Here is a 10,950-nt window from a genome sequence, read left to right as displayed (position 1 = left end):
CGATTGTCTGAGCCGAAGGCGAGTTCGAGCTCGACCCCGGCTGGACCGAGCACCGCAGGTTGCCCGCAGCGAAGCGGAGGGACGCAGACAGCAGGGTCGCCTTTTCTTTTGCTTACTTTTCTTTTGGCGACGCAAAAGAAAAGTGAGTTGCCGCCGGGCAACCCCCGGCTTGCTGGAGGCACCACTCCAGATCGAGCAAGCAAAAAAGGCAGCCAACATTCACCGCTGATTCTCCCCCCGCATGCGATGGATCTCGGTAGGCGTCACCGCGCTTGCCTGGTGGCCCCAGGCGCTGCGCAGGTAAGTCAGCAGCGTGGCCAGCTCGGTGTCGTCGAGCACCAGCACAAACGGCGGCATGCCGAAGGGGCGCGGGTTGCCGGCCGTTGCCGGGGCATATCCGCCATTGAGCACGATCTGCACGAGATTGGCGGTGGAGGCCATGGTCACGGCGCGGTTGCCGGCCAGCGGCGGGTAGGCGCCGGGCACGCCTTGCCCCTGGTCGCCGTGGCACTGCGCGCAATGCTGCTCGTAGAGCTTGGCGCCGGCGGCCGTGGTCGGGCCAGGCGCCGCGGTGGAAGCGTGGACCGCCGGCGCGGGCGGCAGCGATTTGAGGAACACGGCCATCGCCGTCAGGTCGGGATCGCTCAGGTGCTGGGTGCTGTGCAGCACCACCTCGGCCATGGGCCCGAGCACCGAGCCGCGCGGCGACACACCGGTCTTGAGCAGGGCCGCAATGTCCTGCGGCGACCAGGCTGCCACGCCGGCCTCCGAGGCCGAGGTCAGCGAGGGTGCGTACCAGTTCTGCATCGGGATCAGGCCGCCAGCCAGGTCCAGCGGGGTGTTGGTAGCCCCCAGCGCATTGCGCGTGCTGTGGCAGGCGCTGCAGTGGCCCAGGCCACGCACCAGGTAGGCGCCTCGGTTCCACTCGGCCGTCTGGTTCGTTTCCGGCTCGTAATGCCCGGGGCTGAAATACAGGGCACGCCACACCGCCAGCGCGGCCTGTGTGCTGAAGGGCCAGCGCAGGGTATGGGGTGTGTTGGGCTGGACGGCGGGGGGCAGGCTGTGCAGGTAGGCGTAGAGCGCGTCCGAGTCTTCCCGTGTGACTTCGGTGTAGTTGGTGTAGGGGAAGGCCGGGTAGAGCAGGCGGCCGTCACGGGAGCGGCCGTTGTGCATGGCACGCCAGAAATGGGTGGGCGTCCACTGGCCGATGCCGGTGCCGGGGTCGGGTGTCAGGTTGCTTGAGAAAACTGTGCCGAAGGGCGTGGCTATGCCGCGGCCGCCGGCGTAGGGCGTGCCGCCGCGGGTGGTGTGGCAGCTCATGCAGTTGCCAGCGCGTGCGAGGTAGGCGCCACGTTCTATGCGCGCCGGCAGGGCGGCTGCAGTGGCCACCGGGGTGGTGACATCGGCTTCGTCCCGCACATTGAGTTGCCAGACGAGGGCGGCCAGTGCCAGCGCCGTCGCCGCGCTGCCGAGGATCCAGGTGGTCAGCCTGTTCATGGCCGGGTGCCCCGGGGAGCAGCGGCGCTGCCGCAGGCCGGCACCACAAGGCTGCCGGGCGCGACTGGCGGGGCCGCTGCTGCTGGTTTGCTGCTGGCCGGCAGGGGCTGGGCAGCCAGCCAGCTGGTGGCCGCATGGATGTCTGCGTCGCTCATCTGCCGGACGATGTTGGCCATGCAGTCCGGCGCGTGGGCGCGCCGCTGTCCGGTACGCCAGGCGCCGAGCTGCGCGTTCAGGTAGTCGCGCGGCAGCCCCAGCAGGCCCGGGACGTGGGGGGTGACCCCGGTCATGGCCTGACCGTGGCAGGACACGCAGGCCGGCAGGCGCTGGCCGGGGTCACCCTGCAAAACCAGCGCCTGTCCGCGTTGCAGCACCCCGGGTGCAGCAGCGGGTGCGGCCGGGGGTGGGTAGGGCAGCTCCAGCGCCGAGAAGTAGCGCGCAATTTCCATCAGGTAGTCGTCGGACAGCGGATCGACGAGCTGTGTCATCAGCGCGTAGTGGCGCCGGCCGTCGCGGAAGTTGAGCAACTGGTTGTACAGGTAACCGGCGGGTTTGCCGGCCAGGCGCGGGTAGTAGCCGTCGGGGCCGGCGCGACCCTGGGCGCCGTGGCAGGCGGTACAGGCCATGGTGCGTTGGGCGATGGTGTCTTCAAAAGGTGCGGCGGCCAGCGCTGGAGCGAGGGCGAGGACGGAGCCGGCCAGGGTGGCGGCCGCCAGCCGGTGCAACCAGGGGAAAGTCGCTGAAGAAGTTGTTGACATGCTCGCATCATGAGCCATGGCGCCGCCGGACGTAAGACTCAGATGCCGTGCAAAAAACCATATCAGATGGAAAAACTGGAAAAATTACAATATCAGATTCGGCCCCCGGGCCGTGCCGGAACCAGGAGCGGACAAGCCATGAAGCGTTACGAACAACTGGTCGAACTGCTGGCGACGGACATCCGCAACGGGCGTCTGGCGCCGGGCGCACGTTTGCCCTCGATCCGGACCATCACCGTACAGCACGGCCTGAGCGCGTCCACCGCCTTCAAGGCCTACTACCGGCTGGAAGAAAAGGGTCTGGTTCGGGCTCGCCCGCGATCGGGTTATTACGTGATCGGCCCGCCGGCGCAACTGCCGCCGCCCGCCGCGCTGTCGGGCCGTGAAAAAAGGACATCGGCGCTGGTGTCGTCGCGGCTGCACATCAGCGAGCTGGTGTTTTCGGTACTGGACGCGGTGCAGGATACCGACATCGTGCCGCTGGGCTCGGCCTTTCCCAGCCCGGACCTGTTTCCGCTGCAGCGCCTGGGCAAGTCGCTGGCGCGGGTGGCACCGCGCCTGCACGGGCGGGAGATGGTGGCGCATCTGGCGCAAGGGCACCCCGCGCTGCGCCAGCAGATTGCGCTGCGTTACCTGGCAATGGGCATGGCGCAACCGATGGACGAGCTGGTCATCACCAGCGGTGCGCTCGAGGCCTTGAATCTGTGCCTGTCAGCGGTCGCGCAGCCGGGCGATCTGGTGGCGATCGAGTCGCCCGGGTTTTACGCCAGCCTGCAGGCGCTGGAACGGCTGAAGATGAAAGCGCTGGAAATACCGGTGCACCCGCAGGACGGGCTGGACCTGGCCGCGCTGGCCAGGGCGCTGGAGCGGCACCCGGTGAAAGCCTGCTGGTTCATGACCTCGTTCCAGAACCCGACCGGCACCAGCTTGCCCCGCGAGAAAAAACAGGCGCTGGTGGCCTTGCTCGCCGGGCGGGGCATTCCGCTGATCGAGGACGATGTCTACGGCGAGCTGTATTTCGGCGAGCGCGCGCCGTGGCCGGCCAAGGCCTTTGACCGTGAGGGCCTGGTGATGCACTGCAGCTCCTTCAGCAAGACGCTGGCGCCGGGCTACCGCGTGGGCTGGGTCTCGCCCGGACGTTTCGGCGAGCGTATTGCCGGGCTCCAGCTCATGACCACCCTGTCGGCCAGCCTGCCGGCGCAACTGGCGCTGGCCGACTACCTGCAGCACGGCGGTTACGACAAGCACCTGCGCAAGCTGCGTCATGTGATGGAGGCCCGGCTGGCCAGCTTGCTGGCGGCGATCGCGCGGCATTTCCCGCCCGGTGTGCGGGTGGGGCGGCCGGCGGGCGGCTATTTTGTCTGGGTGGCGTTTGACGCGGGTTTTGATGCGCTGGCCCTGCACGAGGCAGCGCTGGCACGTGGCATCAGTGTGGCGCCGGGGCCGATTTTTTCAGCGCGCCGCGATTTCCGCCATTGCCTGCGGCTCAATGGCGGCCATCCCTGGGATGCGCGCCTGGAGGACGCGGTGCAGACGCTGGGCGTGCTGGCCCGCCGGCAAAGCCCGTATGCCGGGCCGCGCGCCTAGCGTTTCGGGCTGGAGCGCAGGCAGGCGAGAAATTGGTCCCAGCTCGCCTGCAGCTCGTTCATGCGAGCGCCCTTGTCGAGCACCGCGCCGCTGGCCGCTTCGGTGCGCCTGACCACCTTGGCCAGGGCGCTGGCCGGCAGCGGGCCGACCTGCTTGCGCATGGCGCCGGCCTTGAGGCGCATGCTCGAGATCGCGTCCTTGACCTGCGACTTGTTGGAAGCGCAGGCAATGCCGCCCACCAGTTCGGCCATCTCTGCCAGGGCCGGGTCCAGGTACCAGACCGCCGCCGTGCCCAGCGCCAGTGCCCAGATGCGCTTGTCGCGCGTGGGCGCGACGTGCACCGACCCGACAGCGGCTGCCGCGGCCTCCTGGGACTGAACAATGGGCGTTTTCATGGGAATGCTGAGCTTGGCAGGCAAAGCTGAATTTTCCCTGACTTGTCCGGAGCCTGCTGGGCGGCGCCCGCAAGACCCCGTGCGACTGCACTGCAATTTGACGGCGATACTGGCCGCAGCGCTTGTCAGGGAAGCGCGGACAGCTATTAAAAATAGAGCAAATTCATGATTCGGCCAGCCAGTGGCGGATGCACTCCCCAACCCAGCCGGCGTCATCGTGCGGCAGGTCGTGGCCGGCCCAGGGGTGGCTGTGGTGGGCAGCCTGCCAGGCCCGGGCCACCCGCTGTGAGCAGCGCGGGTTCACCAGCCGGTCCGCCGTCGACGACAACACCAGCGTGGGACAGGTGGGCGCCTGGGGGGCGCACGAAAACTGCGCGGCGGCCAGCAGCTGTCGCCCTGCGTTGGCGGGGCTCACCGGGGCTGTCTGGCGAATCTGGACCCATGCCGCGAGATCGGCCTCGCGCGAGGAGGTGTTGTTGCAGGTCAGCCGGTGGATGGTGCGTTCGGTGGGGCCCGCGTTGTGCCAGCGCACGGCCAGCAGCGCCAGTGCCGGCCAGTTGGCGGGGCGCAACCGTTCGGTCACGTGGCTGAAGGGTCGCATGCTGGTGTTGATGAGGACCAATCGGCTGACCTCTTGCGGATGCTGCTGCGCCCAGTCGGTCGCCACCATGCCGCCCAGCGACATCGCCAGCAGGTGCCAGGGCGGCGCCACGCCCTGCGCCTGCAACTGGCGGCGTGCCAGCGCCATGATGCCGCGCACCGAGGCCGGCGACACCTGGCGGTGAAACACACCATTGCCCGGCAGGTCCAGCGTCACGACCTGGCCGGCACCCGGCAGGCCGGCCAGTCGCTCCGGCAAGGCACCCCAGTGCCTGGCCTCGCGGGTCAGGCCGCGCAGCAGGACCCAGGTCATGACACCCGCTGCGGGCGCCAGTGCGCGACCGCCAGTTGGCCGAGCTGGGCACGCCGCTCGCCCGCGGGCAGCCAGCCCGGTGCGGCGTAGGCGGCGCGGGTCAGGAAGTCCAGCAGGTCCGCATGGCGGCGCAGCACCCGCTTGACCCGATGCGCCTTGATCGGGTTGAACATGCCGTGGCGCGAGAACAGCTGCCGCGGGTTCTTGCGTATCCACAGCCAGGAGCCGAGCTCCAGCGTCATCGGCAGAAAAACGTGGCCGGCCGGCGCCTGGTCATAGGCATGGTCCCAGAGGTCGCCGTGCAGCAGGTACTGGTTGCTTTGCGGCTCGAAGCTGTAGTCATGGTGCGGGTGCGATTGCTCGAGCATGGTCTTGAGCGCGAACATCTCGGGCAGGTGCGCCATCAGCCGGCGCGTTTTGGCATAGGGAAACCAGAGGCTGTCGTCAAAGCCGTACCCCGAATGGCAGTCCAGCGCCAGGCTGAAGGGGCGGCTGGCCAGTTGCTCACGCACCACCTGCAGCAGGGCGGCGCTTTCGGTTTCCATGGGCGCGCCGGGCCGGCCGCAGTACCAGGGCAGCCCCGGGCCGAAGGTCTGCCCGCCCGCCAGAAAGGGCACCGGGCTTTCGGCCCGTTGCGGTGCGTTGCGCATCAGGTCCACGCCGCGCGGGTTGGCGCGTTTGTGCGCCCACATGCCGCCCGGGTTGACGATGGGCATGAACACCAGCCGCACCTTCTGCAGTTGCTGGTGCAGCAGTTCGTCCCATTCAAGGCGAAACAGCAGGGCCCGCATCCAGGCCAGGATCAGCTGGGTGCCGATGCGCTCGAGACCGTGGATGCCGCCGAAAAAACCGACGGCCGGTGCCCGCGGGTCGCGCGAACCGATGCTGGCGGTGTACAGCGCGAAAGACGGGCCGCGGGTGCTTATCTCGCCGACCGCCTGGATGTCGAAATGTGTGCTGCCGGCCAGCAGGATGGCCTTGAGCTCTTCGTGTTCGGCAAAGGTGGCGCCGCCGTCGGGGGTGGCCGCCAGACGGGAGAGGTCAAAACCGCCGGCAGGCGGGCGCAGAAAGTCCATGTCTCCATCCTGACACAGCGGTGTGACAAAACGATGTGGGGCGCAGCCTGCGGTGGCCGGCTTTAAATTGCTATTAAAAGCATAGCTGCTTGCGCTTGCCCCTGCTGGGTTGGAGGCTGATTTCGTTCTTTTTTTTGATCGACGTTCAGACCGGCAGCGTGATCACCAGGTCGGACACCGGGTAGGCGACGCAGGGCAGGATGTAGCCTTCGGCTTTTTCTTCGGCACTCAGGCCCGGCCACTCGATGCGGTAGACCACCCGGCCGCTGGCCAGGCGGCAGATGCAGCTGCGGCAGGTGCCGTTGCGGCAGGAACTTTCAAGCCTGATGCCGGCCTGCAGCGCCGACTGCAGCAGCGGCTGCGAGGCGGGCGCCGCGAAGGGCGGGCCGACGGATTCCAGCCGAGCCTGAAAAACGGCGTTGTTGTTGGGGGTGGCGGGCATGGCGCCAGTTTAGGCGCTGCCGCGCACGCGACGGCCGGTCCCAGACGGGACAGGTTCCGGCGAGGCGGTCCGTATGATTTTCCTTTTGTCGCTCAACTTTTGTCGTTCAAGGAACCCTCAGGTGCAAACATCATTCAAGGACAGGGTCGCCCTCGTCACGGGCGGCGGCGGCGGGATAGGGCGCGCGACCGCGCTGGCGTTTGCGCGGGCGGGCGCCCGTGTTGTCGTCGCCGACATCGCCGCCGATGCCGGCCGGGAGACGGCGGCGCTGGTGCAGGCCGCGGGCGGTGAGGCGAGTTTTGTCCGCACCGACGTGACGCAGGTGGACCAGGTGCAGGCCATGGTGGCCCACACGGTGGCCGCTTATGGCCGGCTCGACTGCGCCTTCAACAATGCCGGCATCGAGGAAGAACACCTGCGTCTGGCCGACTGCAGCGAAGCCACCTTCGACCGCATCATGGGCATCAACGTCAAGGGCGTGTGGCTGTGCCTGAAGTACCAGCTCACGCAGATGCAGCATCAGGGCAGCGGCGCCATCGTCAACACCGCCTCGGTGGCCGGCCTGGTCGGCGCACCCAAGATGGCGGCCTACAGCGCCAGCAAACATGCCGTGCTGGGCCTGACGAAATCGGCGGCGATCGAATACGCACGCAAGGGCATCCGTGTCAACGCGGTGTGTCCGGGCGTGATTCGCACCGCCATGTACGAGCGCGCTGTCGCGTCCGACCCGAAGATCGGTGTGGCCGCCGCGCAGATGCACCCGGTCGGTCGCCTGGGCGAAGTTGACGAGGTGGCGGCCGTGGTGCTGTGGCTCAGCTCGGACGCGGCCTCTTTTGTCACTGGGCATGCCCACACGGTCGATGGTGGCTTGACCGCCGTTTGAGCGCAGCAGGGGGCGCAGAAGCATTTGCTGCGACAATCCGGGTCCCCCAACAACGATTCGTCTGCGCGTCTTTTTTCATGTCCAGCTACCAAGTCCGCCCCGCCACCGTGCGTGATGCCAAAGCCATCGCCGAAATCAACGACGCCTCTTCGCGCGCCGCCTACAAGGGCCTGGTACCCGATGACCAGCTCGGCACCCTGGCGGTGGACAAGCGCCAGCAGTTCTGGCGCGACGCCATCGAATACATGGAGCCGCAGGTGCATGTGGCCACCGACGGCGAGCGCATCGTCGGCTTTGTCGGTTTCGACCGCTCGCGCGACAAGGGCACACCCTCCACCTGCGGTGAGATCTGGGCCATTTATGTGGACCCGGCGCACTGGGACAAGGGTGTCGGTGTGCTCCTCTGGGATGCGGCCAACGACGGCCTCAAGGAAGAGGGCTGCACCAAGGTCACCCTCTGGGTGCCGGTGCGCAACGAGCGTGCGCTGCGCTTTCACGAGCGGGCCGGCTTCAAACGCGAGATGACCTCGCTCAAGACGGTGTTGATCGGTTCCGTCAAGCTCGAGGAAATCCGCCTCAAGCGCGACGTGGGCTGAACCACGGCGTTACCGGGTTCAGGACGGCACGTCGATCACGCGTTCGTCGTCCGGAATCACCGGCATGTCTTCGTCCGGGGTCAGCGGCAGGTCGTCGGTGTCGTCGTCCTGCCCGCTGGCTTCCTCCGGGCTGTCCTGGGTGCGGCGACCGCTGCCGCGGGTGAGTGATGAGTGCATCATGTGCTCCGCTGGGTAGTGGTGATGGGGCCTCCATGGTGCGCCGTTTGCATCGGCCGGCGTTTTCGAAAAACCCTGTTCGCCTGTCAGCGCAAGCCGACAGGGCGACGAATGGACGAAGCGGCCGGGGCTGGTGTTCAGGCATGTTTTTTGGCGTTGGCCCTTGCTGGTAGTGCGCAAGATGCTATGAATTGAATAGCGCTGTCCAGCCGGCAGGCGCCCACCGGAGCCACCGTAGTCGCCGGAGCCACAAGCCTGTATTACGATGACCGCTTCCATGCGCACCGCCATCGACACGCCCTTTTTCGCCTTGTTTGACACCGCCATCGGCTGCTGTGGCATCGCCTGGGGCGAGGCCGGCATCCGGGGTGTGCAGCTGCCCGAAGGCGGGGCGCCGCAGACCCGCGAGCGCATGCGCGAACGTTTTCCCGACGCGCAGGAGCTCGGGCCGCCCGCGGCTGTGCAGGCCGCCATCGACGGCGTGGTGGCGATGCTGCGCGGGCAGGCGCACGACTTCCGCACGCTGGTGCTCGACCTGCGCGGCGTGCCCGAATTTCACCAGCGTGTGTATGCGGTGGCGCGCAGCATCGGCCCCGGCCAGACCCTGACCTACGGCGAGGTGGCCGCCCGCCTGGGCGAGCCCGGCGCGGCGCGGGCGGTGGGCCAGGCACTGGGGCGCAACCCGTTTGCACCCGTGGTGCCTTGCCACCGCGTGCTGGCAGCTGGTGACAAGCCGGGCGGATTTTCAGCCAGCGGCGGCATACGCACCAAGCTCAGGCTGCTGCTCATCGAAGGCGCCATGCGCGGCACGCCCGGCCTGTTCGACTGACTCGCCCGTCAGCGGACCCCGGACAGCGCGGGCCAGCCTCACTGGCTCCCTTGTCCTACAGCAGGCGCCTCCCCCTCCGCACACCGTGCGGGCGCTGCATGCGGGAAAGTGCACTGTGCGCCCCAAACCATGCCCCGCCATGACTTGGGGACACGCAGAATTTTCTGATTCGCATCGCATTCACCAAAGGACTTCACCATGGAAAAATCCACCGCCAGCGCCCATACCGGTTCCGTCATCTCCTCGAGCGAAAGCGCACTGATGCGTGGTGTGGACCAGGCCGGCAGCACGCTTCACCACACGATTGACAAGGTGGCCGAACCTGCCCGCAACACCGTGGACCGGGCCGCAAGCGCAGCCCATGAGACGGTGGACAAACTGGCCAGCGGCGCCAACTCTGTGGCCGGCAAGTTCAGCGACCAGGCGCACCGCCTGACTGACGCGCCTCTGCAGGCCGTCGACCATTCCAAAGCCTACATCAAGGACCATCCGCTGCAGGCCGTCGGTTTTGCCGTGCTGGCCGGTTTTGTGCTGGGGCGCCTGACCGCCAGCCGCTACTGATCAGCCCCGCCGGCAGGTCTCACACAGGAATCAGCCGCAGGTGTGTGATTTCCGAAGGCGCGCCAAAACGTTTGGGCGGCCCCCAGTAGCCGGTGCCGCGGCTGGTGTAGATCCAGAGCTTTTCCAGCCGGTGCAAACCGGCGGTGAAAGGCTGTTGGAACCGCACGAAAAAATTCCAGGGCCAGAATTGACCGCCGTGGGTATGGCCCGACAGCTGCAGGTCAAAGCCCGCTTTTTCTGCCTCGTGCGCGCTGCGCGGCTGATGCGCCAGCAACACCCGCACCGGTGCATGGGCAGGCGCGCCGGCGATGGCGGCGTGCGGATCGCTGCGGTGGCTGGCATCGAAATGCCCGGCGCTGTAGTCGGCCACGCCGGCCAGCACCAGCGCCTGCTGCGCAGCCGCCTGTCCATGCTGCAGCACCACATGTTCATTCATCAGGACGCGAATCCCCAGACGCTGCAGTTCATGAATCCACGCATGGGCGCCCGAGTAGTACTCGTGGTTGCCAGTGACAAAGTAGGTGCCGTGGGTAGACGTGAGCCCGGCCAGCGGCGCCACATGGTGCGCCAGTTCGGCCACCGTGCCGTCAACCAGGTCGCCCGTCACCGCCACCATGTCCACCTCCAGCGTGTTGACCGCACGCACGATCGCCTGCAGGTAGCCATGCTTGATGGTGGGGCCGACATGGATATCGCTGATCTGCGCGATCGCAAAGCCGTGCAGCGCAGGTGGCAGGCCTCTGATCGGCACGTTCACTTGCACCACGGCGGCCGTGCGTCTGGCATTGAAAAATCCGACCAGGCTCATGAACAGCCCGGCCACGGGAACTGCAGCGGCCGAGACCCGCGCCGCGGCATCGAGCGAAAACGCCGCCGGCGCCACGGCCAGCAGTGCCAGACCAGCCAGCAGTGCCGCGTCGCGCAGCAGTGTCAGGACAAAGAGCGAGGAAAACAGGCCCATTGCAAGCATGCCGGTCCAGGCCATGCGGTCCGACAGCGGCTGCGATTTGAAGCGCCGGGCTGTCAGCCCCAGCGGCGTCAGCACCGCAGAGGCCAGCAGGGTCAGCCCCAGCAGCCACTGCGCGACCGGCCAGCCAGCCAGCCCGGGAACCAGACGGATGCCCACGTAGGTGTGCAGAAAAGACGAGAACAGCAACAGTGGCATGGACAGGGCCGGAAGTGGAGGGCTTCCGTCAGCTGGCTCCAAAGCGGCCAAATACAAGAGACAAGAGACAC

13 protein-coding genes are annotated in these 10,950 nt (G+C 67.5%); 5 read left to right on the top strand and 8 right to left on the bottom strand.

Translation table 11 applies throughout. The annotated features are described in order from the left end of the window. Positions 1-219: 219 nt before the first annotated feature. Entirely contained in the window at positions 220-1,497 is a 1,278-nt protein-coding gene (locus PSV26_RS15765; protein WP_300572057.1) for a cytochrome c, read from the bottom strand. Next, a complete protein-coding gene (locus PSV26_RS15760; protein ID WP_300572055.1) occupies positions 1,494-2,255 on the bottom strand; it encodes a c-type cytochrome in 762 nt (253 codons plus the stop codon). Before PSV26_RS15760 ends, PSV26_RS15765 begins: the two co-directional genes overlap by 4 nt. Before the next feature lie 138 nt (positions 2,256-2,393). Between PSV26_RS15760 and PSV26_RS15755 the strand changes: the two genes are divergently transcribed. Continuing rightward, on the top strand, positions 2,394-3,842 hold the full coding sequence (locus PSV26_RS15755) for a PLP-dependent aminotransferase family protein (RefSeq protein WP_300572053.1): 1,449 nt from the start codon (positions 2,394-2,396) through the stop codon (positions 3,840-3,842). Here the strand turns inward: PSV26_RS15755 and PSV26_RS15750 are convergent. The 4 genes from PSV26_RS15750 to PSV26_RS15735 all read right to left on the bottom strand — a co-directional run bounded on the left by PSV26_RS15750 (position 3,839) and on the right by PSV26_RS15735 (position 6,668). Next, positions 3,839-4,237, bottom strand: coding sequence for a hypothetical protein (locus tag PSV26_RS15750; RefSeq protein ID WP_300572051.1), 399 nt, complete (start codon positions 4,235-4,237; stop codon positions 3,839-3,841). The two genes, PSV26_RS15755 and PSV26_RS15750, sit on opposite strands and share 4 nt — an antisense overlap. A gap of 163 nt (positions 4,238-4,400) precedes the next feature. Further along, positions 4,401-5,150: an alpha/beta hydrolase gene (locus tag PSV26_RS15745; protein WP_300572049.1), complete on the bottom strand. Its 750-nt coding sequence runs from the start codon at positions 5,148-5,150 to the stop codon at positions 4,401-4,403. After that, positions 5,147-6,226, bottom strand: coding sequence for a M14 family zinc carboxypeptidase (locus PSV26_RS15740; protein ID WP_300572047.1), 1,080 nt, complete (start codon positions 6,224-6,226; stop codon positions 5,147-5,149). Before PSV26_RS15740 ends, PSV26_RS15745 begins: the two co-directional genes overlap by 4 nt. A gap of 145 nt (positions 6,227-6,371) precedes the next feature. Continuing rightward, the gene (locus PSV26_RS15735) at positions 6,372-6,668 is read right to left on the bottom strand and encodes a 2Fe-2S iron-sulfur cluster-binding protein (protein WP_300572045.1); all 297 of its coding nucleotides are present in this window, start codon (positions 6,666-6,668) and stop codon (positions 6,372-6,374) included. A 121-nt stretch (positions 6,669-6,789) separates the two neighbouring features. Here PSV26_RS15735 and PSV26_RS15730 point away from each other — a divergent pair, with 121 nt between their 5' ends. Next, entirely contained in the window at positions 6,790-7,551 is a 762-nt protein-coding gene (locus tag PSV26_RS15730; RefSeq protein ID WP_300572043.1) for an SDR family oxidoreductase, read from the top strand. A 77-nt stretch (positions 7,552-7,628) separates the two neighbouring features. Beyond that, the gene (locus tag PSV26_RS15725; RefSeq protein WP_300572041.1) at positions 7,629-8,147 is read left to right on the top strand and encodes a GNAT family N-acetyltransferase; all 519 of its coding nucleotides are present in this window, start codon (positions 7,629-7,631) and stop codon (positions 8,145-8,147) included. An 18-nt stretch (positions 8,148-8,165) separates the two neighbouring features. Here the strand turns inward: PSV26_RS15725 and PSV26_RS15720 are convergent, their stop codons facing one another. Beyond that, positions 8,166-8,324, bottom strand: a complete 159-nt coding sequence (locus PSV26_RS15720; RefSeq protein ID WP_300572039.1) for a hypothetical protein — start codon at positions 8,322-8,324, stop codon at positions 8,166-8,168. 265 nt (positions 8,325-8,589) lie between these two features. Here PSV26_RS15720 and PSV26_RS15715 point away from each other — a divergent pair, with 265 nt between their 5' ends. Further along, on the top strand, positions 8,590-9,153 hold the full coding sequence (locus PSV26_RS15715) for a methylated-DNA--[protein]-cysteine S-methyltransferase (protein WP_300572038.1): 564 nt from the start codon (positions 8,590-8,592) through the stop codon (positions 9,151-9,153). 198 nt (positions 9,154-9,351) lie between these two features. Continuing rightward, a complete protein-coding gene (locus PSV26_RS15710; protein ID WP_300572036.1) occupies positions 9,352-9,714 on the top strand; it encodes a hypothetical protein in 363 nt (120 codons plus the stop codon). Positions 9,715-9,733: 19 nt separating this feature from the next. Here the strand turns inward: PSV26_RS15710 and PSV26_RS15705 are convergent, their stop codons facing one another. Next, entirely contained in the window at positions 9,734-10,879 is a 1,146-nt protein-coding gene (locus tag PSV26_RS15705) for a metallophosphoesterase (RefSeq protein ID WP_300572034.1), read from the bottom strand. Positions 10,880-10,950: the final 71 nt, after the last annotated feature.

It is taken from the genome of Polaromonas sp., from assembly GCF_029945685.1.
GTDB lineage: Bacteria > Pseudomonadota > Gammaproteobacteria > Burkholderiales > Burkholderiaceae_C > Polaromonas.
The sequence above is the reverse complement of the archived record's forward strand: the minus strand, read 5'-3'. Positions and strand labels throughout refer to the sequence as shown.

What these genes read in the sequence shown, in the direction of transcription:
- PSV26_RS15765 (WP_300572057.1), bottom strand. Translation starts at nt 1,497, where the DNA reads ATGAACAGGCTGACCACCTGGATCCTCGGCAGCGCGGCGACGGCGCTG.
- PSV26_RS15760 (WP_300572055.1), bottom strand. Translation starts at nt 2,255, where the DNA reads ATGTCAACAACTTCTTCAGCGACTTTCCCCTGGTTGCACCGGCTGGCG.
- PSV26_RS15755 (WP_300572053.1), top strand. Translation starts at nt 2,394, where the DNA reads ATGAAGCGTTACGAACAACTGGTCGAACTGCTGGCGACGGACATCCGC.
- PSV26_RS15750 (WP_300572051.1), bottom strand. Translation starts at nt 4,237, where the DNA reads ATGAAAACGCCCATTGTTCAGTCCCAGGAGGCCGCGGCAGCCGCTGTC.
- PSV26_RS15745 (WP_300572049.1), bottom strand. Translation starts at nt 5,150, where the DNA reads ATGACCTGGGTCCTGCTGCGCGGCCTGACCCGCGAGGCCAGGCACTGG.
- PSV26_RS15740 (WP_300572047.1), bottom strand. Translation starts at nt 6,226, where the DNA reads ATGGACTTTCTGCGCCCGCCTGCCGGCGGTTTTGACCTCTCCCGTCTG.
- PSV26_RS15735 (WP_300572045.1), bottom strand. Translation starts at nt 6,668, where the DNA reads ATGCCCGCCACCCCCAACAACAACGCCGTTTTTCAGGCTCGGCTGGAA.
- PSV26_RS15725 (WP_300572041.1), top strand. Translation starts at nt 7,629, where the DNA reads ATGTCCAGCTACCAAGTCCGCCCCGCCACCGTGCGTGATGCCAAAGCC.
- PSV26_RS15720 (WP_300572039.1), bottom strand. Translation starts at nt 8,324, where the DNA reads ATGCACTCATCACTCACCCGCGGCAGCGGTCGCCGCACCCAGGACAGC.
- PSV26_RS15715 (WP_300572038.1), top strand. Translation starts at nt 8,590, where the DNA reads ATGACCGCTTCCATGCGCACCGCCATCGACACGCCCTTTTTCGCCTTG.
- PSV26_RS15710 (WP_300572036.1), top strand. Translation starts at nt 9,352, where the DNA reads ATGGAAAAATCCACCGCCAGCGCCCATACCGGTTCCGTCATCTCCTCG.
- PSV26_RS15705 (WP_300572034.1), bottom strand. Translation starts at nt 10,879, where the DNA reads ATGCCACTGTTGCTGTTCTCGTCTTTTCTGCACACCTACGTGGGCATC.